22 protein-coding genes and 1 pseudogene are annotated in these 24,030 nt (G+C 71.5%); 5 read left to right on the forward strand and 18 right to left on the reverse strand.

Annotated elements, in window-relative coordinates; translation table 11 throughout:
• Positions 1-13: 13 nt before the first annotated feature.
• A complete protein-coding gene (locus ABGB18_RS02935; protein ID WP_347693723.1) occupies positions 14-1,234 on the forward strand; it encodes a trypsin-like peptidase domain-containing protein in 1,221 nt (406 codons plus the stop codon).
• Positions 1,235-1,300: 66 nt separating this feature from the next.
• Here ABGB18_RS02935 and ABGB18_RS02940 read toward each other — a convergent pair whose 3' ends face one another.
• The 5 genes from ABGB18_RS02940 to ABGB18_RS02960 are packed head-to-tail and all read right to left on the reverse strand — an operon-like array spanning position 1,301 to position 7,001.
• On the reverse strand, positions 1,301-1,525 hold the full coding sequence (locus ABGB18_RS02940; RefSeq protein ID WP_347694307.1) for a hypothetical protein: 225 nt from the start codon (positions 1,523-1,525) through the stop codon (positions 1,301-1,303).
• A complete protein-coding gene (cydC, locus tag ABGB18_RS02945; RefSeq protein ID WP_347693724.1) occupies positions 1,429-3,195 on the reverse strand; it encodes a thiol reductant ABC exporter subunit CydC in 1,767 nt (588 codons plus the stop codon). Before cydC ends, ABGB18_RS02940 begins: the two co-directional genes overlap by 97 nt.
• Positions 3,192-5,045: a thiol reductant ABC exporter subunit CydD gene (gene cydD / locus ABGB18_RS02950; RefSeq protein WP_347693725.1), complete on the reverse strand. Its 1,854-nt coding sequence runs from the start codon at positions 5,043-5,045 to the stop codon at positions 3,192-3,194. The genes cydC and cydD overlap by 4 nt, the downstream gene beginning before the upstream one ends.
• A 6-nt stretch (positions 5,046-5,051) precedes the next feature.
• On the reverse strand, positions 5,052-5,816 hold the full coding sequence (locus ABGB18_RS02955) for a cytochrome d ubiquinol oxidase subunit II (protein ID WP_347693726.1): 765 nt from the start codon (positions 5,814-5,816) through the stop codon (positions 5,052-5,054).
• A gap of 12 nt (positions 5,817-5,828) precedes the next feature.
• Positions 5,829-7,001, reverse strand: coding sequence for a cytochrome ubiquinol oxidase subunit I (locus tag ABGB18_RS02960; protein WP_347693727.1), 1,173 nt, complete (start codon positions 6,999-7,001; stop codon positions 5,829-5,831).
• An 86-nt stretch (positions 7,002-7,087) separates the two neighbouring features.
• On the opposite strand from ABGB18_RS02960, the gene ABGB18_RS02965 reads away from it, so the two are divergent.
• Positions 7,088-7,420, forward strand: a complete 333-nt coding sequence (locus tag ABGB18_RS02965; protein ID WP_347693728.1) for a helix-turn-helix transcriptional regulator — start codon at positions 7,088-7,090, stop codon at positions 7,418-7,420.
• 18 nt (positions 7,421-7,438) lie between these two features.
• Here ABGB18_RS02965 and ABGB18_RS02970 read toward each other — a convergent pair whose 3' ends face one another.
• Positions 7,439-8,107 carry a permease prefix domain 1-containing protein gene (locus ABGB18_RS02970; protein ID WP_347693730.1) on the reverse strand — a complete coding sequence of 223 codons (669 nt, stop codon included), beginning with the start codon at positions 8,105-8,107 and terminating at the stop codon, positions 7,439-7,441.
• 79 nt (positions 8,108-8,186) lie between these two features.
• Entirely contained in the window at positions 8,187-9,554 is a 1,368-nt protein-coding gene (locus ABGB18_RS02975; RefSeq protein WP_347693731.1) for a pentapeptide repeat-containing protein, read from the reverse strand.
• A 394-nt stretch (positions 9,555-9,948) separates the two neighbouring features.
• Here ABGB18_RS02975 and ABGB18_RS02980 point away from each other — a divergent pair, with 394 nt between their 5' ends.
• Positions 9,949-10,323, forward strand: a complete 375-nt coding sequence (locus ABGB18_RS02980; RefSeq protein WP_347693732.1) for a thioredoxin family protein — start codon at positions 9,949-9,951, stop codon at positions 10,321-10,323.
• A gap of 45 nt (positions 10,324-10,368) precedes the next feature.
• Here ABGB18_RS02980 and ABGB18_RS02985 read toward each other — a convergent pair whose 3' ends face one another.
• The 3 genes from ABGB18_RS02985 to ABGB18_RS02995 all read right to left on the reverse strand — a co-directional run bounded on the left by ABGB18_RS02985 (position 10,369) and on the right by ABGB18_RS02995 (position 13,930).
• A complete protein-coding gene (locus ABGB18_RS02985) occupies positions 10,369-11,136 on the reverse strand; it encodes an SAM-dependent methyltransferase (protein WP_347693733.1) in 768 nt (255 codons plus the stop codon).
• 170 nt (positions 11,137-11,306) lie between these two features.
• A complete protein-coding gene (locus ABGB18_RS02990) occupies positions 11,307-12,644 on the reverse strand; it encodes a 3-deoxy-7-phosphoheptulonate synthase class II (RefSeq protein ID WP_347693734.1) in 1,338 nt (445 codons plus the stop codon).
• Positions 12,645-12,727: 83 nt separating this feature from the next.
• Positions 12,728-13,930, reverse strand: coding sequence for an FAD-dependent oxidoreductase (locus ABGB18_RS02995; RefSeq protein ID WP_347693735.1), 1,203 nt, complete (start codon positions 13,928-13,930; stop codon positions 12,728-12,730).
• Between the two features lie 120 nt (positions 13,931-14,050).
• Here ABGB18_RS02995 and ABGB18_RS03000 point away from each other — a divergent pair, with 120 nt between their 5' ends.
• Positions 14,051-14,965, forward strand: coding sequence for an anti-sigma factor (locus tag ABGB18_RS03000; protein WP_347693736.1), 915 nt, complete (start codon positions 14,051-14,053; stop codon positions 14,963-14,965).
• Between the two features lie 43 nt (positions 14,966-15,008).
• Here the strand turns inward: ABGB18_RS03000 and ABGB18_RS03005 are convergent, their stop codons facing one another.
• The 7 genes from ABGB18_RS03005 to ABGB18_RS03035 all read right to left on the reverse strand — a co-directional run bounded on the left by ABGB18_RS03005 (position 15,009) and on the right by ABGB18_RS03035 (position 22,842).
• Positions 15,009-16,004 carry an aminoglycoside phosphotransferase family protein gene (locus ABGB18_RS03005; protein WP_347693737.1) on the reverse strand — a complete coding sequence of 332 codons (996 nt, stop codon included), beginning with the start codon at positions 16,002-16,004 and terminating at the stop codon, positions 15,009-15,011.
• Positions 16,005-16,092: 88 nt separating this feature from the next.
• On the reverse strand, positions 16,093-17,091 hold the full coding sequence (locus ABGB18_RS03010; protein WP_347693738.1) for a LacI family DNA-binding transcriptional regulator: 999 nt from the start codon (positions 17,089-17,091) through the stop codon (positions 16,093-16,095).
• A complete protein-coding gene (locus tag ABGB18_RS03015) occupies positions 17,072-18,481 on the reverse strand; it encodes a GH1 family beta-glucosidase (RefSeq protein ID WP_347693739.1) in 1,410 nt (469 codons plus the stop codon). The genes ABGB18_RS03010 and ABGB18_RS03015 overlap by 20 nt, the downstream gene beginning before the upstream one ends.
• On the reverse strand, positions 18,478-19,308 hold the full coding sequence (locus tag ABGB18_RS03020; RefSeq protein ID WP_347693740.1) for a carbohydrate ABC transporter permease: 831 nt from the start codon (positions 19,306-19,308) through the stop codon (positions 18,478-18,480). The genes ABGB18_RS03015 and ABGB18_RS03020 overlap by 4 nt, the downstream gene beginning before the upstream one ends.
• Complete coding sequence (locus ABGB18_RS03025) at positions 19,305-20,261, reverse strand: sugar ABC transporter permease (RefSeq protein WP_347693741.1); 957 nt, start codon at positions 20,259-20,261, stop codon at positions 19,305-19,307. The genes ABGB18_RS03020 and ABGB18_RS03025 overlap by 4 nt, the downstream gene beginning before the upstream one ends.
• Before the next feature lie 58 nt (positions 20,262-20,319).
• Complete coding sequence (locus ABGB18_RS03030; protein WP_347693742.1) at positions 20,320-21,657, reverse strand: extracellular solute-binding protein; 1,338 nt, start codon at positions 21,655-21,657, stop codon at positions 20,320-20,322.
• Between the two features lie 321 nt (positions 21,658-21,978).
• On the reverse strand, positions 21,979-22,842 hold the full coding sequence (locus ABGB18_RS03035) for an SDR family oxidoreductase (protein WP_347693743.1): 864 nt from the start codon (positions 22,840-22,842) through the stop codon (positions 21,979-21,981).
• Between the two features lie 100 nt (positions 22,843-22,942).
• On the opposite strand from ABGB18_RS03035, the gene ABGB18_RS03040 reads away from it, so the two are divergent.
• Positions 22,943-23,719 (forward strand): AraC family transcriptional regulator, encoded by a 777-nt coding sequence (locus ABGB18_RS03040; RefSeq protein WP_347693744.1) that lies wholly within the window; start codon positions 22,943-22,945, stop codon positions 23,717-23,719.
• A 23-nt stretch (positions 23,720-23,742) separates the two neighbouring features.
• On the opposite strand, the pseudogene ABGB18_RS03045 reads toward ABGB18_RS03040, so the two are convergent.
• A pseudogene (locus tag ABGB18_RS03045) lies at positions 23,743-24,003 on the reverse strand (RNA polymerase subunit sigma-24); the annotation flags it as partial.
• Between the last annotated feature and the right edge of the window lie 27 nt (positions 24,004-24,030).

Raw genomic sequence — 24,030 nt, forward strand, 5'->3', positions numbered from 1 at the left:
AGGGAGATGACAGATGAACGCGAACGAGCCTCACGAGCAGCGCACCGGTGGGTGGAGTCAGTTCGGCTCCACTCCGCCGGCCGCCGGGGGCTTTCCCCGGCGCGACACCATCGCCATGGAGCAGCCCCCGCCACCCCCGGCCGCTCCGCACAAGGCGGCGCGCTTCACCGCCGGTCAGAAGGCCCTCGCGGGGCTCGCCCTGGCGGCCATGGCGATCGGCGGCGGTGCCGTCGGGGCCGCCGTGGCCACCTCGTTCCAGCCCGAGCCGGTCGCGACCGCCAGCGCGCCGAGCCCCGTCTTCAAGCCGGCCTCCGACCAGCTCACCGTGGCCGAGGTCGCGGCGAAGGTGCAGCCGACCGTCGTGATGATCCAGGGCCAGACCGGTGAGGGCTCGGGTGTGGTGCTGTCGGAGGACGGCCTCATCCTCACGAACAACCACGTGGTCGAGGGCGCCGGTCAGGGCGGGCAGATGTCCGTCAAGTTCAGCGACGGCAAGACGGCCAGGGCCACCATCGTCGGCACCGACCCGGCCACCGACCTCGCCGTCATCAAGGCCGAGGGCGTCTCCGGGCTGAGCAAGGCCACGCTCGGCGACAGCGACGCGCTCAAGGTCGGCGACGCCGTGCTGGCCATCGGAAGCCCGCTCGGCCTGGACGGATCCGTCACCGCGGGCATCGTCAGCGCGCTGGACCGCACGCTCACCACCGGGCCGGAGCAGCAGCAGCTCCCGCCGGGCTTCGGACAGGAGCAGCAGAGCGCGGGGACCACGATCGGCGGCGCCATCCAGACCGACGCCTCGATCAACCCCGGCAACTCCGGCGGCGCCCTGGTGAACGCCGCGGGCCAGGTGATCGGCATCAACACCGCCATCGCCTCCGAGGCGGCCGGCGGCGGCGTCGGCTTCGCCATCCCGGTCAACACCGCCAAGCAGGTCTCCGAGCAGCTCATCAGCACCGGCAAGGTCAGCCACGCGTTCCTCGGCGTGAGCGTCACGGACGCCACCGGCGACGTGCCCGGCGCGCTGATCAGGCAGGTCACCGCGGGAAGCCCGGCGGAGAAGGCCGGATTGCGGCAGGGCGACCTCATCACCAGGATCGGTGACACAGCGGTTGACGGGGGCGATACGGTTGTTGGGCAGGTCAGAGGTTTCAAACCGGGCCAAGAGGTCAAGATCACATATATGAGGGATGGCGCGTCGCACGAGATCGACGTCACCCTCCAGGAGGACAAGTAACCCGGGACCCCCACATGGACGGGTGTGCCGTCGAGATCGCTGCGGACTCGGCGGCACACCCCCCCATCAGGTGAAACGCCGGCCCTCGTCGCGCCGGTGGGCCCAGGCGGCGGCCAGCGCCGCGACCACGGTCCACCCGGCCGGCGCGGCCAGTGCGACCGGGTCGGGCGTGTGGTCCGTGGCCGCCCCCCAGATCAGCTCGGCCGCGCCCCTGGCGGGCGTGTACGGCGAGATGACCTCGATGAAGCGACGCCGATGCCGGGCCGCCGGGTCAGGACCTCGGACTCCCACAGGTCGCGGTAGTAGCCGGGCACGGCCACCAGCTCGTCGTGGCGCCCCCGCTGGGCGACCCGGCCCTCGTCGAGCACCACGATCTCGTCGACCGTCTCCAGCCCCTTGAGGCGGTGCGTCACCAGCAGCGTCGTGCGGTCCCTGGTGACGTCGAGCAGGTCGCCCATCAGCCGGTCGGCCGTCTCCTCGTCGAGCGCCTCGGCGGGCTCGTCGAGCAGCAGCACGGGCGGGTCGTACAGCAGCGCCCTGGCCAGGGCCAGCCGCTGCAACTGCCCGCCGGACACGGTCGTGCCGTCCTCGCCCAGCTCCGTGTCCCACCCGGTCCGCTCGACCCACTCCTCCAGCCGGGCATCCCGTACGGCCTGCCGCAACGCCTCGTCACCGGCCTCCGGACCCGCCAGGCGCAGGTTGTCCCGCAGGCTGGTACGGAAGATGTACGGATCCTGGGTGAGCCCCGTCATCAGCGCCCGCGCGTCGTCACCGGCGAGCTCCCGCAGCTCCACCCCGTTGACCCGGATGCTGCCCGACTCCGGCTCGACCAGCCGCATCAGGGCGGCCAGCAACGTGCTCTTCCCAGCCCCGCTGGGCCCGACGACCGCCACCCGCCGGCCGGGCGTGAGCCGCAGCGACACCCCGTCCAGAGCGGGCCGCCCGACCGCGGCCTCCCGCGAGGCGGGGCCGGTGTGGCGGACCACGAGATCGTCGATCTCGACGGTCAGCGGAGCCGCGGGCCTCGGTGCGGCGTGGTCGGGCCCGGCGACCGCGGGGGCGGCCGCGCGGACCTCCCGGAGCCGCCCGAGGGCGGCCATGATGCCCGCCAGGCGCTCGCCCGCCGCCGCCAAGGGGAGCACGGGCTCGAAGGACACCAGGGCGGTCAGCGCGAGCACGGCCGTGCCGACCGGGCTCACCTCCGCCCCCTGCGCGAGCAGGACGACGGCCGCCACCGTCAGGCCCTGCACCAGGGTCCCCCCGGCCAGGGCGGCGGCGTGCACGCGGGCCTGGCGGCGTTCGAGGACGGCCAGCGCCTCGTCGGCCGCCCGCGCCCTGCCCAGGGCCGCCTCGTCGGCCCCGTAGGCGGCCAGGTCGGCGGAGCCGTGCACCAGGTCGGCCACCCGGCCCGCCAGCGCCGCCCGCGCCGGGGCGATCCGGGCCGACCAGCGGCGGGCCGCGGCGGCCGTACCGGCGGGCAGCAGCACCCCGGCCAGCACCAGCCCGGCCACCAGCACCAGCGCCGCCACCGGCAGAAGCGTCAGGCCGACCACGACGGCGGCGAGGCCGGCCAGCGCCGCCGCGACGGCCGGGAGCAGGCAGCGGACGAGCAGGTCCTGTACGGCCTCGGTGTCGTCCACCATCCGGCTGAGCAGGTCGGCGCCGGCGTGCCGTGGCCGCTGGGGCGGGATCAGGGCCTCGTAGAGGTGTTCCCTGGTGCCCGCCTGGGCGCGCAGGGCCACGTCGTGGCCGGTGAGGCGTTCGGCGTAGCGGAAGACGCCCTTGCTCGTGGCGAACGCCCTGGTCGCCACGATCGCCACGCTCAGGGCGGCCAGCGGCGGCTGCTCGGCGGCCCGGGTGATCAACCACGCCGCCGCGGCGATCAGCCCCAGCCCGGCCAGGTCGGCCGCCGCGCCCGCCAGCACGGCCCAGACCAGCCGCGTCCCCATCCGCCGGTTCACCGCTGTCCCCTCTCGCCCCGCGCCACCGCGACCCGCCCCGGCCACCGGGCTCCGTCCGCCCGCTCCCCGTCCGCCCCCGCCTCGGATGCTTCCGGCTCGGATGCCTCCGGGCCCGACGCTTCCTGACCGGGGGCATCGTGTCCGGAAGGGTCCCGGGCGGGGCGGGTGGTGTCGCTGACGATGCGGCCGTCGTGGAGGCGGACGACGCGGTCGGCGAGGTCGATCATGGCCGGGCGGTGGGCGACGATGACGGCCGTGCGATCCCGGGCCAGCTCCGCCGTGCCCGCCACCACGGCCGCCTCGCTGCGCCCGTCCAGCCGGGCCGTGGGCTCGTCCAGCAGCAGCGCCGAGGCGTCAGGGCGGCAGAAGGCGCGCGCCAGGGCGATCCGCTGCCGCTGCCCCGCGGACAGGTTGGCGCCGCGCTCGCCCACCACCGTGTCGTACCCCTCGGGCAGCGCGTCCACGAAGTCGGCGTGCGCGGCGGCGGCCGCCCGGCGTACCTCCTCCAGGGAGGCGCCGGGCGCGCCGAGCCGGATGTTGTCGGCGACGGACGTGGCGAACAGGTGCGGCCGCTGGGCCACGAAGGCCAGCCGGGCACGCCAGCTCCCCAGGTCCAGCTCGCGCAGGTCCACGCCGTCGACCAGCACCCGCCCCTCGGACGGCCGGATGAAGCCGAGGATCAGGTGCAGCAGCGTGCTCTTGCCGCCGCCGCTCTCGCCCACCAGCGCCACCCGCTCCCGCGGCCGGATGACGAGCGAGACGTCCTCCAGCGCCGCGCCGTCCCGGCCGGGATAGCGGACGGTCACGCTCTCCAGCCGGATCTCGGGCGATCCCGGATTCGCCGGTCGGGCCCCGGGCGCCGCCGGGCGCGCCGGACCAGCGGCCGGATCAGCGGCCGGACCAGCGTCGGGATCAGGGGCGGGATCCTCCAGTACGGCGAAGGCCGCGTCGGCGGCGGCCACCCCCTCCATCGAGGCGTGGAAGCGGGTCCCCATCGCCCGCAGCGGCAGATAGGCCTCGGGCGCCAGCAACAGCACCAGCAGCGCCGTCGTCAGATCCAGCGACCCCCCGAGCAGCCGCAGCCCGATCGGCACCGCCACCAGCGCCAGCGACAGCGACGCGCACAACTCCAGCACCAGCGACGACAGGAACGCCACCCGCAACGTCCGCATGGTGGCGCTCCGGTGCGCGTCGGCGACCTGCCGGAGGACGGCGGCCTGGTAGCGGGCCCGCCCGAAGGCGCGCAGCGTGGGCAGCCCGCGCACCACGTCCAGGAAGTGCCCGCCGAGCCGCGACAGCGCCCGGTACTGGCGCTCGGTGACGGCCTTCGTGGTCATGCCCACCAGCGCCCCGAACACCGGGATCAGCGGCAGCGTGACCAGCACGATGACCGCGCTGGCCAGGTCGGCGGCGAACAGCCGCACCAGCACCGCCACCGGCACCACCGCGGCCACCGCGACCGCGGGCAGGTAGCCGGTCAGGTAGTCGTCGAGCCGGTCCAGGCCCCGCCCGGCCAGAGTGACCAGCTCGCCGGAGCGGTGCGCGGCGAGCCGCGCGGGCCCGAGGTCGCGCAGCCGGCCCAGCAGCCGGTGCCGCAGCGCCGACTTCACCCCGGTCGCGGTACGGCCGGCGAAGACGCCCTGGCCCCACGCGAGCGCCGCCCGGACGCCGACGACCGCCGCGAGCCCCGCCAGGGCGGCGGCCGTGAACCTGCCGGACAGCACCCCGGCCAGCAACTCGGCCTGCACCAGCACGAGCAGCCCCGCCGCCACCGCCGCGACCATGGTCACGGCCAGGTGGCGGCGCACCGACCGCTCGGCCCGCATGAGCCGTAGGAGATCCTTGTGCACGAGCCCTCAGAAGAACGACGGAAGACGGACGGCGTCCTTCCCCGGGCGGAAGGTGCGCCACACCCATACTTGCGCGCCCACCATGACCGGTGCGAAGGGCAGGGCCATGATACTGAGCACATTCAGCGTGCCCGCGGGCGCGCTGTGCGCCAGCAGGTACGGCATCGCGCCCGCCAGCAGCCCCGCCACGGGCAGCGCCGCCGCCACCCCCGACACCAGCAGCGCCCGCCCCGACCGGGTCCCGCCGAACACCCCGGGCGTCCGCCAGGCCAGGAACGTCCACCCGTGGAGGGCGAACAGCCCGCTCACGACCACGCCCAGGAGCATGCCGAGCGGGTGCACGGGAGGGGACTCGAAGCCGGTGGCGGCGGCGTACAGGGCCATGCCCCAGCAGAACGACAGCCCCAGCGAGCCGAACGCGATCATCCCGTCCCAGAACCCCCGCCACCGGCGCCCGTCGAGCCTGCGCCGGAACCACAGCCCGGCGTCCCGCAGCACCCAGCTCAGCAGCATGGCCACCACCAGCGGGTAGAGGCCGAACAGCACCTCGCCCTCCAGCAGGGGATACACCCCGAACAGCGTGCCGGCCACGGCCACCAGCCAGACCTCGTTGGCCAGAACGTACGGCGCCACGGCGGCCACCATCCGGTCCCGGTTCTCCCGCGTCCTGCCCAGCAGCGGCAGCAGCAGCCCGACCCCCAGATCGAACCCCTCAAGGGCGAAATATCCGGCGAGCAGCACAGCGAAGACGACGAACCACAAGATTTCCATGTCACGTACCCCTCAGTAGCTCAGCGCGGGCGACCGCGGTTCGTCGACGTCGGTGGCGGCCCCGAGCGCGAGCCGCCGCGGCCCCCGCCGGATCGCCCGCGCGATGAGGACGTAGTCGACGACCCCCAGCAGCCCCAGCACGGCCACGAACCCGATCAGGGAGGCCGTGATCATGCCGGAGGTCAGCCCCGGCGACATGGCGTCGGCCACGCTCAGCCGCTCCCAGATCATCCATGGCTGCCGCCCGACCTCCCTGGCGATCCAGCCCAGGATCGCCAGCCCGAACGGCAGCGGCGTCAACAGCATGAGGATCGGGTGCGCCCATCGCCGCCGGTGCAGGGAGCCGACCAGCGGCCACATCCCGAGCAGCACGACGAGCCCCAGCAACTGCCCGATCTCGATCATGAACCCGAGTGCGACGCTCGCCGGCCCGCCGCCCCCGAACTTGCCCTCCGCGACCCCGGCGAACTGCGCGTAGCCGAAGCCCATGGTGACGAGGATCCCGAGCCCCGCGGTGACCACGCCGGTCCGCAGCGACGCGGTGAAGAACTCCGCGTCCCGGGTGCGGCGCCAAAGCTGGTACGCGCTCGCCCCCACCAGCACCATGCCCCCGGTGAACAGCCCCGCCCCGGCCACGTGCGGGAAGGAGAAGACCAGCGACTTGTTGGTGAGCAGCGCGAAGAAGCCGACCAGCTCCATCCGGCCGTTCCTGACGACCGAGCCGACCGGGTTCTGGAGGTAGGAGTTGGCCACCATGATGAAGAACGCGCTCGCGTACGCGGTCAGCGTCACGGCCCAGATACAGGCCACGTGGGCCCACTTCGGCAGCCGCCGCCAGCCGAAGATCCACAGGCCCAGGAACGTGGACTCCAGGAAGAAGGCCACGAGCGTCTCCATGGCCAGCGGCGCGCCGAAGACGTCGCCCGCGTAGTGGGACAGCCCGCTCCACGACAGCCCGAACTGGAACTCCATCACCAGGCCGGTGACGATGCCCAGGGCGTAGTTGATGACGTAGATCTGCCCCCAGAACCGGGTCATCTGCTCGTGGAGAGGCTTGCCCGACCTCGCCCACCGGGTGTGCATGATCGCCACGAGCGGCGCCAGCCCCAGCGTGAGCACCACGAACAGGAAGTGCAGGCTCCCCGTCACCGCGAACTGTGTCCGTGCCAGGTCAAGTACGTCCATTGCGACTCCGTTGTTGTGCCTGTCTACATATAGAGAGCCTACATGTAGACTGTCTACATGACGCACGGATGTCTAGGATCTGAGACATGAATCCAGACGCGCTGCGCGGGCACATGGACGCGCTGCTGCTGTCGGTGCTCGAAGCACGGCCGCTGCACGGCTACGCCATCATCGAGGCACTGCAGGAGCGCAGTGGTGGGGTGCTCAACGTGCCCACGGGCACGGTCTATCCGGCTCTGCGCAGGCTGGAACGCGTCGGCTACCTGGCCAGCGAGTGGGCGACGGTGGGCGGCCGCAAGCGCCGCACCTACAGGTTGACGGACTCGGGCAGGAAGCAGCTCGAAGGGGAGCGGTCGGCCTGGCACGAGTTCACCAGCGTGATCGGCAGCGTCCTGCGCGCGGATGCCACCACCACGTGACGGCCGCCCGCGGCGTGGTCAGTCGCGCCGAGGCGAGGGCCGGGTGACACGCAGGCAGCGCGTGGCGCAATAGATCTGCATGCCCCACATGGCCGCGCCCACCAGGTTGGCCAGCACGGCGGGCAGCGGGGTCAGGGTGTTGGGGGACCCCATGCCGAAGCTGAGGACCAGCCCCATCACGACGGTGATCGGCAGCATGGCCCAGACGATCACGCCAAGCGACCGGGTGATCAGCCGCGGCCGGCGGATCCACCGGCCGCCCCGGCTCAGCGCGAACAGCGCGATCCCGCCATAGAGACCGACGCAGAGCTGCAGGATGTCGAGCGACCGGGAGACGACCGAATACCAGTCGGGCCGGTTCATCCAGACGTCTTCCGTGGCCGGGTAGAGGCTCCACAGCGCCGACCACATGACCGTGATGACCGGCACGCCGAGGAACAGCAGGGCGCCCAGCCGGCGGCCCGAGGCCGCGGTCAGCTCGGCCTGGTATTCCGGGGCGATCTCGGCGACCTCTCCGAACTCCGCGACCGCCAGGCGCTCCGCCTCGGCGCGGTCCAGCCCGCCGGCCTCCAGCGCGTCGGCGGTGTCGGTCAGGCTGTCACGTGCCTCGACGACCATGTCGCGCTTGGGACCGTGCGGACCGGCCAGGCAGCGGTGCAGGTCGGCCACGTAGTCGTCGATCAGCATGGTCCAAGTGTACGAACGTCGATCTCAGGGTCTCATCAGGGAGCTCCCCGATTTTTCGCCCCTGTCCCCGGATGTGCCGTCAGCGGTGCATGACAGGGCTCGGCGGTTCGGCCCGCCGGTCGGCGTGCGAGGCCGAGCCCCAGAACACCGCGGCCGCGGTGAGCGCCGCCAGCAGCGCGACCCAGGCCGCCGCCCGGCCCATGCGCAGGCCGTACCCGCACAGCAGCCACGACACCGACAGCCACCAGCGATGGCCGGCCTGGCGGCGCATCTCCATGGCGGCGAAGGCGAAGTCGACCGAGGTGGCGTGGTCGCTGGGGCGCAGCCCCGCATAGAGCACGGCCAGCCGGTCGGGAGTGGTGCCGGCCGGGTCGCCCGGGGTCGACCAGCCGCGCATGGTGTGCTCGTCGGCCAGCGCGCGGCGGCGGGAGAACCAGCGCAACATCGGCCAGCGCAGGCTCACGCGCACGCCGCGCGGGGTGAGCGCGAACGTGCAGTCCTTGACCCGCACCCCCGCGGGGTGGGCCAGCCCGGCGAACCTGCACGCCGACAGGTCGAGCCCGAACAGGCTCAGGCTGGCCGCCTCCACCCGCCGCAACGACGTCAGCACGGACCTGCCCCGGCCGGTCACGGTGGCCGGGCCGCGCAGCACCGCGCCCTCCAGGTCGGCCTGGGAGTCGGTCAGCCGCACCGTCGTGGCCCCCGCCACCTCGACCCCGCGCAGGTCCACGCCGCAGCGCGCGACCGCCACGTCCAGCAGCCCGTCGGCGCGCGCCCGGGCGCCGGACAGCCGGCCGGTGGCCGACAGATAGGCGTCCGCGACGAAGTGCGCGCCCTCGAACCCGGCCGGCCCGCTGACCTTGCGGAAGGACAGGGTACGGCCGAAGCGCGCGCCCCGGAAGGCGGCCCCGTCGCCCAGGCGGGCCCCGTCGAAGGCGGCGTACCCGTCGAACCTGGCGTGCTCGCACGACAGCCCGTGGCCGATCATCACCTGGCCGAACAGCGCGTCGCGGCACATCACGGCCCGGTCGAGCGAGACGTGCCCGCGCACGGTGACGCCGTGGAAGGACAGCTCCCGGGTGAACCGGGCGCCGGCCAGCGACACGTTGCCCTCGAAGCGGGCACCGAAGAACGAGGCCAGCCGCTCGAACCTGGCGCCGTCGAGCGACACGTCGCCCGCGAACGTCACGCCCGACAGCCGGACGTCGCCGGTGAACCTGGCCCGGTCCAGCCGCGCCCGGCCGGGCCGGGCGCTGGTGGCGTCGAGTACCTGTGACAGCAACTCGCTGTTGACGACGGTGCCGCGCAGGTCGAGCAGACGGCCCGGAGACAGCTCATCGAGAGCCTCCCGGAGTTGCTCGGGTGGCAGATGCGCCATGCAGAAGCCGGACGGCTGGCCGGCGATTCCGGTGCAGGCAGCCGAATACGCGCAGGTAACCCAGTCCATGAACCTGGTCATACCCGCAGCGGCCGATGTCAAGGTTCGTCGATTTTATGTGATAGTCACTTTTTTGGGGAAATAGACGGTCTAAATTCGCGAAATGTGTCGGGAGATGCGTGTTAAATCACGAATATCCCTAACCGCCCTTGTCGCGGGAGATCCGCCCGCCCACCGGCGCCCGCCGCGAACCGGCGGTCCCTGACGCCCCCGCGACTCACGGCGCCGCGCAGGTTCGGCGCGGTGGTATCTCAGCGGCAGGAAGGCGGACAGGAGCGGAGCGGCAGGTCCAGGGGCCTTGAGGGGACAGGGCCGGGGCCGGGCGGCGGGTTGCTGGAATGCCACGGGCAGGGTAGTGGTTCATACCCAGTGCAAACCTTCAGCGACGGACGAGGAGCCACTTGTGGCGACCATCGAAGTAACCGAGACGAACTTCAACGACATCGCCGACAAGGGGATCGTGCTGCTCGACTTCTGGGCCGACTGGTGCCCGCCGTGCAAGAAGTTCGGGCCGATTTTCGAGCAGGCCTCGAACACGCACGACGACATCACCTTCGGCAAGATCGACACTGACGCCGAGCAGGGGCTCGCGCAGGGCTTCCAGATCACCTCGATCCCCACGCTCATGGCGATCCGCGACGGCATCGTGGTTTTCTCCCAGGCGGGTGCCATCCCGGGGCCGGCGCTGGAGGACCTGATCCGCCAGGTGCGGGCGCTCGACATGGACGGCATCAGGGCGGAGCTCGCCGAGGAGCTGAAGGGCGCCGAGAAGAACTGAGCGCGCCGGGGCCCCGCTTCCCGTCGGCGGTGCCGGGAGGCGGGGTCAGGGTTTGCGGCCGACTCCCACGTAGCCGAAGTCGATGCCGTTCCCCGGGGCGTCCGGGTCGTCCGGACGCCAGTTGTCCGGGAACGTCAGGCCCGGCTCCGCCAGCTCGTAGCCGTCGAAGAAGCGCAGGATCTCCTCCCTGGAGCGGAGGTTGAGCGCCGCCGTGGCCCTGCGGTAGATCTCCAGGGCCTGCGGGGCGGTGCTCGGCATGGTGTCCACCGCGTGGCTGATCACCAGCCGGCTGCCGGGCGCGCTGGTCTCCCGCAGCTTGGTCACCATGTCGTAGGCGCTCTCGTCCGGGACGAAGTGAAGGACCGCCAGCATCAGGAACGCCACCGGCTGCCCGAAGTCCAGCAGCCCGCCCAGCTTGTCCAGCAGCGCGTCCGGCTCGCGCAGGTCGCCCTGCACGAAGTCGACGTCGTCCTTCCTGGCCAGCAGCGCCCTGCCGTGCACGCACACCACGGAGTCGTAGTCCACGTAGATCACCCGCGCCTCGGGCGCGATCTCGTGCGTGTTGCCCTGGGTGGGCAGGCCGGCGCCCAGGTCCACGATCTGCCGGATGCCCGAGTCGACCACGTGCCGCACGGCCCGGCGCAGGAACGCCCGGTTGGCGCGGGCGGCCGGCTTGGTACGCGGGAACGTCTGAAGGATCGTGTCCGCGGCCGCGCGGTCGGCCGCGAAATTGTCCTTTCCGTCGAGGAAGTAGTCGTACATCCGTGCGACGTTGGGGACGTTGGGGTCCACTCCCTCGGGGGCACTGTCCACGGTTATTCTCCCGATATTCCGCCCTGATGACGGGGCGATCATAACCGGGGCCACGCACATTTCACCGAATTTCGTTCTCCCCGGCGGCTCCGATGAGACGCAGATCACTGCCGGAACATGAATGTGTCACCGGCCCGTGGCGGCCGGTGACACGAAGGGGCGAGGCAGGGTCAGCCGCGGTAGAGCTCGGCCACCTGGAAGGCGAGGTCGAGGGACTGGCTGCGGTTGAGACGCGGGTCGCAGGCCGTCTCGTAGCGCGTGGCGAGGTCGCCCTCGACGATCTCGTGACCGCCGCCCACGCACTCCGTCACGTCGTCGCCGGTGAACTCGATGTGGATGCCCCCGGGATGCGTGCCGAGCGCGCGGTGCACCTCAAAGAAGCCCGCCACCTCGTCGAGCACGTCGTTGACCCGCCGCGTCTTGTGCCCGCTGGGCGCCTCGAAGGTGTTGCCGTGCATCGGGTCGCAGATCCAGGCCACCTTCGCGCCCGAGGCCGTGACCTCCTTGACCAGCGCGGGCAGCAGCTCGCGGATCTTGGTGGAGCCCATCCGGGTGATGAACGTCAGCCGCCCCGCCTCGTTGCGCGGGTTGAGCCGCTCGACCAGCGCCAGCGCCTCGTCCGGCGTCGTCGAGGGGCCGAGCTTGACGCCGATCGGGTTGCGGATGCGGCTGAAGAACTCCACGTGCGCCCCGTCGAGCTGCCGGGTGCGCTCGCCGATCCAGACCATGTGCGCCGACACGTCGTAGGGCAGGCCCGTACGCGAGTCGATGCGCGTGAGCGCGCGGTCGTAGTCGAGGATGAGCGCCTCATGCGAGGAGTAGAACTCCACCGTGTGGAACTCCTCGGGATCGGCCCCGCAGGCCCGCATGAACGCCAGCGCCTGGTCGATCTCCCGGGCCAGCCGCTCGTAACGGCGCCCGGCGGGCGACTCGGCGACGAAGTCCTGGTTCCAGGCGTGCACCTGGCGCAGGTCGGCGTAGCCGCCCTTGGTGAAGGCGCGGGCCAGGTTGAGGGTGACGGCCGAGGAATGGTAGGCCTTGAGCAGCCGCCACGGGTCGGGCAGGCGGGACTCGGCGGTGAAGTCGAACCCGTTGACCATGTCGCCGCGGTAGGCGGGCAGCTCGATGCCGTCACGGGTCTCGGTGGACTTGGACCGCGGCTTGGCGAACTGCCCCGCGACCCGCCCGATCTTGACGACCGGCACCTTGGCCGCATAGGTCAGGACGATCGCCATCTGCAGCAACGTCTTGAGCTTGTTGCGCACGTTGTCGGCGGTGGCGCCGGAGAAGGTCTCGGCGCAGTCGCCGCCCTGCAGGACGAACGCCTCGCCCCGGGCGACGGCGGCCAGTTGCTCCTTGAGCTGGTCACACTCGCCCGCGAAGACCAGCGGGGGCAGGCCGCCGAGCTCGGCGACGACCTTTTCGAGCTCGCCACGGTCGGGCCAGTCGGGTTGCTGCGCGGCGGAGAGGGCTCGCCAGGAATCCAGATCCACGAGATTGCTGCTCACGAGATACGAGGGTATTCCACTGGCCCCGCTCCGCCGACCAACCGACCTCATTGTCCACGTTTGACATGGCCCCGGAGACCGGATCAGCTCCTCACCGAGGGCACCTCGACGTGCTCGGGCCGTATGCCCAGGCCGATGAAGCGCGCCGTCAGCCGCTTGATCACCGGGATCCTCGTCAGGTCGCGCGGCAGCCTGGAGGGGTTGAACCGCCGGCTCAGCGCGGGCCGGATCACCCGGTTCTGCACCAGCCGCTGCGCCGCCTGCGTGACCAGTGTGGGGAACAGCCGCCGGCGCTGCAGCCGGTGCAGGGTGGACTCCGGGATCGGCGCGCCGGACCGGAGGGGGCCCGCCAGCAGGTTGGCGGCGGCCACCGCGTCCTGCACGGCCAGGTTGATCCCCACCCCGAACACGGGCGACATGGCGTGCGCCGCGTCCCCGATGCACAGGAAGCCGGGCCGGTGCCAGCGGCGCAGCCGGTTGAGCGCGACCGTGAGCACGCTGACGTCCTCGTAGCCGCGGATCTGCCCGACCCGGTCGCCGAGCCACGGCAGCAGCCTGGCCACCGGCTCGCGGAGGGCCTCGATCCCGCCGCGTACGAGCACGTCGAAGCCGCCCTTGGGGATCAGGTACGCCAGTTGCCAGTAGGTCTCCCGGTTGATCGCGACCATCATGTGGCCGTCCGAGATCCGCAGGAAGGTGTCCTCCCGGTCGTCCGCCTGCCGGGGCAGCCGGAACCACACCACGTCCATCGGCGCGCGGAGGTCCTGCGGCACGAGCCCGGCGCGCTGCCGCAGCGTCGAGTGCCGCCCGTCGGCGGCGATCGTCAGGTCCGCCCTGATCTCGTGCTCGCCGTCCCCGTCCCGGTAGCGCAGGCCGCGCACGGCCCCGTCCTCCCTGATGAGGTCGTGGGCCTCGGCGTTCATCTTCAGGTGGAACGTCGGGTAGGTCGCGGCGGCCGAGGTGACCAGCGTGAGGAAGTCCCACTGCGGGACGAAGGCGATGTAGCCGAAACCGCCGGGCAGGTCCCTCAGGCTCGCCAGCCGGATGTCGCCGGCGTCCGACACCATGGTCAGCCCGTACGCCTTGCGGTGCGGGATCTTCTCGAACTCCGCCGCCAGGCCCAGCTCGTCGAGCACCTGCAGCGTGGACGGATGGATGGTGTCGCCCCGGAAGTCGCGCAGGAAGTCACCGTGTTTCTCCAGCAGCGTCACCTCGACGCCCGCTCTGGCCAGCAGCAACGCGAGCACCGCGCCCGCGGGGCCGCCGCCCGCTATTACACAGCTCATAATTCATCACCTAATGAGATTGTCTCATCTCACGCGAAATGAGCAAGGCCCGTGGCCATCCGGCATGCCCGAAGCACCGAAGTACATGCGTGAGCCGCCTCTCACACAGGGAGTGGAACGATGAACGAGGAGCTCCACACCCTCGCCGGTGCCTACGCCGTGCACGCACTGCCGTACGCCGAGTGGGTGCTGTTCGAGGAACACCTGCTCGGCTGCCCGCGCTGCGGCGCCGAGGTGCGCAGGCTGCGGGAAACGGCCGCGAGGCTGGCGGAGGCGGTGGCCGAGCCGCCGCCCGGCAGGCTCAGGCAGCGGCTTCTGTCCGCCGCGCACGAGAGGCGGCGCCCCGACGCGCCGGCGCGGCCGTACGACGACAGCCCGACCATCTGGCGGCCCCGTCAGGAACGCACACCGGAAGCCGTGCCCCCCGACGCGCCGACGATGAGCCTGCCAGGGCTGCGACCGGGCCAGGGAGAGGGTGACACGGCCGGCCGGCCGCCCGGGCAGGCGTACCGGATGGCGCCGCGGATCCCCGTGACGCCCGAGGGGGGACAGGTCGTGCCGCTACGGCCCCGGCGGACCAAGCTGCTGGCGGGGCTCGCGGCGGCGGCCGCGGCGGCCGCGGTCGTGCTGGGCGTGCTGGCCCTCGACACCCGCCGCGAGCTGGACATCGTCAACGCCAGGAACGGCGAGATGCTCGCCGTGCTGGCCGCGCCGGACGCCGAGACGATGCGGCAGCCCGTCACGAGCGGCGGCACCGGCACGGTCGTGATCTCCCGCTCGCGCGGCCGCATGGTGTTCGCCTCCTCGGACCTGCCCGAGCTGCCGCGCGGCCAGGGATACGAGCTGTGGCTGATGGGCCCCGGCGGCCCGCGCGCGGCCGGCATGCTGACCCGCGACGAAGACGGGCTGACCACGCCCATGCTCGTCACGGCCGTGCCGGACGACGACCAGGTGGCGCTCACCGTCGAGCCCGCGCGCGGCTCCGAGAAGCCCACGAGCCCGCCCATCCTGCTGACCAGGCTGCCCGGCACCTGACGGCCGGCCGAGCACGATCACGGGCGCCGGGCGGTGCGCGACGCTAGCCCCGGGGCCCCGGGGACGCGTGTTCGAGGCGGTCCAGCACGTCGCGGAGTGAGCCGATCGCCAGGTCGCGGACCCTGGCGTACTCGTCCTCCGGGTATTGCCGGGGCCCGTTCTCGACCAGCAGGATCAGATAGAGGTAGGCGCGGTAGAGGTCGAGCCGCAGCAGCGCCGACGGGGTGAGCTCCAGCGGCGTCACCTCGCGGTAGCCGGCCAGCAGCGGGTCGTCCTCGCGCAGCTCGCCGAAGATCGTCGGGGTGACGAACTCGGCGATCGGGTCGCCCCAGAAGGCCCGCTCATGGTCGATGATGGCCTGGATCCGCGGCGTCCCCGTCAGGTCGAGGAAGACGTTGCCCGCCCACACGTCGAAGTGCACCAGCCGCGGCGTCGTCACCTCGTCGAGCACCGGCGCCGCCGCCTCGAACACGGCCATGATCTCCCCGGCCGGGCGGGGCAGCGGCGTCGGGTAGCGCTCGATGTCGCCGACCAGCGCGCCCACCATGGCCAGGAACGCCTCCCGCCAGGTGGCGCCGACGATCCCGGCGTGCGGGTAGCCGAACACCTCGCCGGTCACCGTGTTGAACCTGGCCAGATGGCGGCCCAGCTCCCTGCGCAGCGCGTCCTCGCCCGCGGGCTTGACGTCGTTCCACGACACGCCGTCCAGCGCGCTCAGCAGGAGGTAGTCGCCGCCCAGCACCGGGTCGTCGAAACCGGCCCGCAGCAGCTCCGCCACCGGCACACCCGCCTTCAGCGCCAGCTCGTAGGCGACCGCCTCCATGCGCAGCAGGTTGCGCTCGTAGCTGAGCTGGTCGAGATCCGGGGGCGGCGACAGCTTGAGCACCACCTCGCGCCCGTCGTCCAGCCGCAGCCGCCAGACGGCGTTGGCGAAGCCGTCGGTCAGCTCGGTGGCGGCCGCCACACCCGCGCCCAACGCGCGCCGGGCCAGAGCGTCGAGCTCGGCGCCGGTCAGCCGGCGCTTGGTCCTACTGTCCACGGAGCCTCCTACACCGGAACTCTGCCGACGACTCCCGCGGGCGGTCCCGACCGCGCGGTCCGCGGTCCGCGGAAGGCGGGCCTTCCGGTCACGCCGACTCGCGCCGCACCAGGTGCGTGTCGAGGATCACCACGGGCTGGCGCAGCTCCTCGCCGTTGATCCGGGCCACCAGGAGCTGGGCCATCTGCCGGCCCATGGCCTCGGCCGGCTGGTAGACGGTGGTCAGCGGCGGGTCGGCGTGCAGCGCGGCCTTGGAGTCGTCGAACCCGATCACCGCCACGTCGCCGGGGATCGCCCGCCCCTGGGCCTTGAGCACGCGCATCGCGCCCAGCGCCATCGGGTCGGAGGCGGCGAAGACCGCGTCGAGATCGGGATAGGCCGCCAGCAGCTCGGCCATCGCCGTCTCGCCGCTCTCCTCCGAGAAGTCACCGTAGGCCACCAGCTCCGGCAGGCGCGAGGGCAGCAGCGCGTCGCGGTAGCCGGCCAGCCGGTCCACGCCCACGCCCATGTCCTGGGAGCCCGCGATCGTCGCGATGGCGCCGCGGCCGAGGCCCAGCAGGTATTTGACAGCCTGCCGGGCCCCTGCTCTGTTGTCCATATCCACGTAGCTGTAGGGGTCCAGGCCCACCGGCCGGCCGCCGAGCACGGTGGGCACGCCCATCGCCTCCAGCCTGCCAGGCAGCGGGTCGGCGCCGTGCAGCGACAGCAGCAGCACGCCGTCCACGTGCTGCGAGGTCAGGTAGTGCTGGAGCCGCTCGTGCTCCTCCTGGGTCCTGGCCATCGCCAGGATGAGCTGCAGCCCGGTCTCCGACAGCGCCGAGCCGATGCCGCGGATCGTGCCCGCGAAATACGGCTCGTCGAAAACACGGAACTGCGACTCTGACACCACCAGCGCCACCGTGTCCGTGCGGCGCGTCACCAGCGCGCGCGCCGCACGGTTGGGCACGTAACCCAGCTCGCGAATGGCCAGCTCCACGGCCTCGCGGGCCTTGGCGCTGACATTCGGCGAGCCGTTGATGACTCTCGACACCGTGCCCCGGCCAACGCCGGCCCGGGCAGCGACTGCCTCAAGAGTCGGTCGGTTCATGGCGCCTATTCTGCCGGATGATCTCCGCGTACCAGAGCGCTGAGTCCTTGAGCAGCCGCTTCTGGGTCTCGAAGTCCACATGAACCAGACCGAAGCGCTTGCCGTAGCCCCAGGCCCACTCGAAGTTGTCCAGCAGGGACCAGGCGAAGTAGCCCTCCAGCGGCACGCCCGCCTCGATGGCCTCCTTGCAGGCGGCGAGGTGCGCCTCCACGAACGCCTGCCGCTCCCGGTCGTGCACCCGGCCGTCGTTCAGGTGGTCGTCGAAGGCGGCGCCGTTCTCGGAGAGCACCATCGGGATCGGCGGGTAGTCCCGCGCCACCCTGGTGAGGACCTCCACCAGCCCGCCCGCGTCGATCTCCCAGCCCATCGCGGTGACCGGCTGGCCGCCGCTGACGAACGACACGTGCTCGCTGCCCACCCACGGCGAAGCCGTGTCCGTGGGGGCCGCCGCCGCCGACGCCCTGCCGCCTGGTGCTCCCGAGACCGTGAAGCGGCTGTAGTAGTTGACGAGCAGCACGTCGATCGGCGCGTTGATGATCTTCATGTCGCCCGGTTCGATGAAGTCGATCTCGAACGGCAGGTCGGCCAGCACGTCCTCCGGGTAGCGCCCGGCCAGCAGGGCGTCCAGGAAGAACCGGTTCTGGAGCCCGTCGATGCGCCTGGCCGCGTCCAGGTCCTCGGGGCTGTCGGTGGCGGGGCTGACCGCGTACAGGTTGACGCACCCGCCGACGCGGCGGGCGTCCATCGCCTGCACGGACAGCCCGTGCGCCAGGTTGAGGTGATGCGCGCCCCTGATCGCGTTCTGCGGCTCGCGGCGGCCCGGGGCGTGCTCGCCCGAGGCGTAGCCGAGGAACGCGGCGCACCATGGCTCGTTGACGGTGCTGAAGGTGTGTACGTGATCCTTCAGCGCCTCGTGCACGGCCGCCGCGTACTCGGCGAACCGGTAGGCCGTGTCACGGTTGGGCCAGCCGCCCCTGTCCTCCAGCTCCTGGGGGAGATCCCAGTGATAGAGGGTCAGCCAGGGGTCGATGGCGTGCTGGCGCAGCTCGTCGGTGAGCCGCTTGTAGAAGTCGAGCCCCTTGGCGTTGATCCGGCCGGAGCCCGAGGGCTGGATCCGGGGCCAGGAGACCGAGAAGCGGTAGGCCGACAGGCCCAGATCCGCCATGATGGCGACGTCTTCCCTGTACCGGTGGTAGTGGTCGATGGCCACATCCGCGTGGTGCCCGTTGAGCACCCGGCCCGGCGTCCTGGCGAACGTGTCCCAGATGGAGGTCCCACGCCCGTCCTCGTTGACGGCTCCTTCGATCTGGTACGCCGAGGTCGCCGCACCCCACGCGAAGCCCGCGGGGAAGCGCAGCCCGGAACGCGTCTGTTCCTCTTGTGTCGTCACGCCTTGACCGCACCTTCCATGAGGCCGCCGACGATCTGGCGGCCGAATGCGACGAATACTGCGATGAGCGGAATGATGGACAACGCGGTGCCCGCGAAGATCAACGTGTAGTTCGTGGAGAACCTGGCGTTGAGCTGGGTGATCGCGATCTGCACGGTCGGGTTGTCCGGGGTGAGCACGATCAGCGGCCACATGAAGTCGTTCCACATGAGCATGAACGTGTTGATGCCGAGCACGGCCATGCCGGGCCGCACGGCGGGCAGGACGACGTTCCACCAGATCCGCAGCGTGGCGGCGCCGTCCACCCGGGCCGCCTCGACCAGCTCCATGGGCACGGCCTGGCGGGTGTACTGCGTCATCAGGAACACGCCGAACCCGTTGAGCAGGTACGGCAGGATGACCGCCTTGAGGGTGCCCGTCCACTCCAGGCTCACCATGAGCCGGTAGAGCGGCACCACGCCCATCTGCTGCAGCGGCACCGCCATGGTCAGCAGCACGGCGAGGAGCAGCAGGTTCCGGCCCTTGAAGTTCAGGTTGGCGAACGAGAAGCCGGCCAGCGTCGAGATGAGCACCACGGAGATCGTGACGATGCTCGCGACGATGAACGAGTTCGTCAGGCCCAGCAGGAAATGCGCGTCCTCGTTGTTCAGCACCGCCACGATGTTCTCGCCCAGGTTGCCACCCGGCAGGAACGGCGGCGGCACCGACACCGCGTCGGCGTTGGTGCGCGAGGCGATCACCAGCATCCAGTACAACGGGAACGCCGACAGCACGATGGCCAGGCCCAGCATGACCCTGGTGATGACGGTCGGAGACCAGTTGGTCATTTCGTGCCCCCGATCCTGCGCACGAACAGGAAGTTGATGAGCGCTCCGATGAGGATGAGCAGGAACAGCAGCCAGGCGGCCGCAGCGGCGTAGCCGTAGTCGAACTCGCGGAAGCCCTGCTTGACGATGAACATCGCCACCGTCTGGAACTGGCCCTGCGACCCGCCGTCGACGTTGCCGTTGTAGAACGTGGTCGGCTCGGAGAACAGCGTCAGGCCGCCGATCGTGGAGTTGAGCACCACGAAGATCATGGTCGGGCGCAGCATCGGCAGGGTGATCTGCCAGAACTGCCGGCGCCGCGAGGCACCGTCGATCGCCGCGGCCTCGTACAGGTCGCGCGGGATCGTCTGCATGCCGGCCAGGAAGATGATCGCGTTGTAGCCGGTCCAGCGCCAGTCGACCATGGTGGCGATGGCGATCCAGGACGGGATGCGCTCGGCCCGCCAGTTGGTCGGGTCCACCCCGAACCAGCTCAGGATCCAGTTGACCAGACCCCAGTCACGGGCGTAGAGCTGCGTGAACACCACCGCGACCGCGACCACCGAGGTGACCAGCGGCAGCAGCACGCTCATCCGGATCGCCAGGCGGAACCTGAAGCGCTTGTTCAGCGCGTTGGCCAGGAACAACGCCAGCAGCATCTGCGGGACGGTCGCGATGACGAACATGCCCACCGTGTTCACCACGGCGTTCCAGAAGTCGTCGTCGGCCAGCAGCGCGGTGTAGTTGCCCAGTCCGGCCCACTCGGTGGTGCCGGCCAGGTCATAGTCGTAGAGCGAGTAGTACAGGGTGAAGGCCAACGGGAAGAGCCCGAAGGCGGCGAAAAGCAGGAAATATGGGGACACCAGGGCGTACGGCATCGCCTTGACGTCCATTCTGGAACGCCAGCGACGGCCGGGCGGGCGGGGGCGGCGGTGGTTGTTCCGCGTCGCCCGCGAAAGGGTGTCGAGGCTCATAGCAGACCTTTCGACGGCGGCAATGCCCGGCCCGCAGCGCGCGGGCCGGGCGGGGAGATCAGCCCGCGGCCTTCACCGCGTCGTCGACCAGTTGCTGCCAGGCCTTGTCGTACGGGACGGAGCCGTCGTCCATGCCCTGGATGACCGACTCGATGGCGTTCTTGACCTGGGCGTGCTTCACGCCCATGAAGACCGGCTGCAGGCTCGAGGCGGACTTGGCGAAGATCTCACCGATGGGGGCGTCGTTGAAGAACTCGTTCTTGGCGCCCTGCACGGCGGGGTCGGCCTGCGACTTGGTGTTGCTCGGCATGTTGCCGAAGTCCGTGAAGATGCTCGCCTCGGTCTGCGCGCTGGTCAGGTAGTCGGCGACCATCGCGGCTTCCTTGGGGTGCTTGCTCTGCTTGGGCACGGCCAGCCAGGAGCCGCCCCAGTTGCCGCCGCCGCCGGGCACCGCGGCCACGTCCCACTTGCCCGCGCCGGCGTCGCCCGCGTTGCCGCTGACCACGCCGAGCATCCAGGACGGGCAGCCGAGCGTGGCGAACGAGCCCTTCTGGGTGCCCGCCGCCCACTCGTCGGTGAAGTTGCGCAGCTTGGCGGTCAGGCCCTGCTGGCTCATCTTCGTGGCGAAGTCGAAGCCCGCCTTCACCGCCGGGTTCTTGTCGACGATGAGGTTGTTGTCCTTGTCGAAGTAGGTGACGTTGCCGTTCTTGGCCGCCTCCTGGTAGAGGACCACCTGGTAGAGCGTGTTCGTGCCGTCGGCGAACTTGCTGTCCTTGATCTTCGACTGGAACGTCTTGCCGACGTTCATGAATTCGTCCCAGGTCGGCCAGAGGGCGCTGACCTTCTCGCGGTCGCCCGGCAGGCCGGCCTTCTCGAACAGGTCCTTGCGGTAGCAGATGCTCATGCCGCCGATGTCGGTGCCCAGGCCGAACAGCTTGCCGTCGGCGGTGACGCCGTTCTCCCACTTCCAGGCGGGGAAGTCCGCCTTGCGGGACTCCAGGCCGTACTCCTTCAGATCGGTCCACCATTCGGGGTGCGCCTTGGCCAGGCCCATGCCACCCTCGTCGATGCCGACCACGTCGCCCGCGCCGTTGCCGGCCTGCAACCACTGGATCATCTGCGGCCAGTACTGCTGCTCGAACTGGTCGGTGAGGTGCTCCTCCTTGATCTGGATGTCCTTGTGCTCGGCGTTCCACTTGGCGATGGCGTTCTTGTAGCCGAAGTTGGTGCCGCCGCCGAAGGTCTGCACGCGGATCGTGACGGGCTCGGCCGCCGCTGACGAGGCGGGAGCGCTGGACTCCGGGGTGCTGCCGGAGCCACAGGACGCGACGGTCAGCACCGCCACGGCCAGGGCCGAGGCCGCGGCGAGACCGCCGCGACGCCTGCTGATCATCATGGTGGACCCCTTCTCGGGTGAATGTTGGGGAGATGCACCGCGGCATGCGCCCCGCCGCGGTGGGGTCTTTGGGAGCGCTCCCACAAAGGGTGCACTTACGGGGTCTGCGCGTCAATGCGCCGAAACGCAACCGTTACCTCTGGGGCGTTTAGGCCGCTAAGAAGGGGAGCTTTCCTGATAAAGCTCGCAAAGACCTGATTGGGAGCGCTCCCACCACAAGAGACATCTTTTGTGTCGCATCAAGGGCATGTCACCCGCACAGCCTCCTCTGGCTCCCGGTCACCCGGCCAGTCACGCGGAGGAGGCCACGGGGCGGGCCGGTCAGCTCGCGAAGGCGGAGCGGTGGTCGCGCGCCCAGACGGTGAAGGAGCGGGCCGGGCGGCCCAGGACCCGTTCCACGTCCCCGGTCAGGCGGGCGTTCCCGCCCGCCGCGGCCAGGCGGGAGCCGCTGACGGCCACCTCGGCGAAGGCGGGGTGCAGGCCGGCGGCCAGCAGGCCCTCACGGTAGGTCTCCAGCGGCACGTCCACCGTCTCCAGCGGGCGCCCGAGCACCTCGCCCAGCCGTGCGGCCTGGTCGGGGACGCTCAGCAGTTCCGGCCCCGTGAGGGTGAGCACCTCGCCCGCATGGTCGTCGGAGGTCAGTGCCCGCACGGCGACCTCGGCCACGTCCCGCGGATCGATCACGCCCTGCGTGCCGTTCCCGGTGGTGTTGGGGATCGGGGCCCCGGACCGGATCGGCTCGATCCATCCCAGGGCGTTGGAGGCGAAACTGGAAGGACGCAGGACCGTCCACACCCAGCCATCCGGCGTGCCGGTCGACCGCAGCGCCTGCTCTCCCGGCAGATGCCAGTCCCCCACCTCGGCGCCGTCCCGCTCGCCGGTGCCGATGGCCGAGATCTTCACCACCTTGCGCACGCCCGCGGTCCGCGCCGCCGCCAGCATGGCCTGGTCGTGCCGGGGCACCTCCGGGCCCGGGGCGTCGAGCAGGAAGAGCGCCTCCGCCTTCGCCGCGGCGTACGCCAGGGACTCGGGGTCGTCGAAGTCGCCCCGCACCATCTCGACACCGGCCATCGCCGGCGCCTTCGCCGGATTCCGGGTCAGTGCCCGTACGCGCTCGCCCCCGGCCGCCAGCAACCGGGCCACCTCACTGCCGACCGTGCCGGTCGCACCTGTAACAAGGATCATGGTCATTACCCTGCCAGCGCTCCCACCAGCGCCTATAGGAAGTTTCGGCACAGCGGGCCCGGTCGTCGAGGCCCCGTGGAGCCCGGATAACGTGAGGCCCGTGAGCACCGAAGCCCCCATGGACCTGCCCCCGCGGTGGTGGGCCGGCGGCGTCACCGTCCTGACCTCCGGTGGCGGGTGTGCCGGCCGGGAGCCGCTGGTGCACGTCCCCGACGGCGACACCGCGCTGGTCCTCCGCACGGCCGCCGCGCGCCGCGCCGAGCTGCTGCTGGTCGGGCCGCGCACCCGCGCCACCTACCATGCCGGCAAGGAATTCCCCCTCTGCCTCAGGATCCGGCTCCGCCCCGGGGTGGCGAGACTGCTGCTCGGGGTCGAGGCGAGCGAGCTGGTGGATCGAGTGATCAACCTCGGCGATCTGGGCGGCGGACCGTGGGAGGGGCCGGCGGAGACGGGCGTCGATCCGCGGGCGCTTCTCGAACGGGTCGAGGCGGCCCTGTCGGCCCGCCTGCGCGCGCGGAGCAGCGCCGACCTGGCCCGGAGCGAGCTGGTACGCCTCGCCGCCGAAGCCCTGGCCGACGGTCCCGGGCCGCGCCGGGAGTCGGTGGCCGGGATCGCCCGGCGGCTGTCCGTCAGCGAGCGGCACCTGCGTGACCTGTTCACCGGCTGGGTCGGGCTGCCGCCCAAGCGTTTCGCGCGCATCGCGCGGATCCGCCGGGTGCTCGCCGCCGGCCGGGCCAGGGCCCCGCGCTGGGCGCGGCTCGCCGCGGCGGCCGGCTACTACGACCAGTCGCACATGAACGCCGAGTTCCGCACCATGATGGGGGTGTCCCCGGGCGCGTTCTTCGCCGGACGCCTCCCGGCTCTGGAGACCTGCTGAGCCTGCGCCCCGCGAGAGGCCCGTCAGCAGGCGGCGGCGCGTTCCTCCAGGAGGGCGCGTTCGCGGGCGTTGCGGGTCAGCGAGGCCGCCCGCCCGAACTCGGCGCGGGCCTCCCGGGTCCGTCCCAGTTTGAACAGCAGGTCACCCCGCACGCTCGGCAGCAGGTGGTAGTCCTTGAGCGACGGCTCGTCCACGATCTGGTCGAGCAGGCCGAGGCCCACCTCCGGCCCGTACGCCATGGAGAGCGCGACGGCCCGGTTGAGCTCGACGATGGGGGAGCGGGACATTGGATCAGCCAGAACCCGGCGATC

Source organism: Nonomuraea sp. B12E4 (assembly GCF_039871825.1).
Lineage (GTDB): Bacteria > Actinomycetota > Actinomycetes > Streptosporangiales > Streptosporangiaceae > Nonomuraea.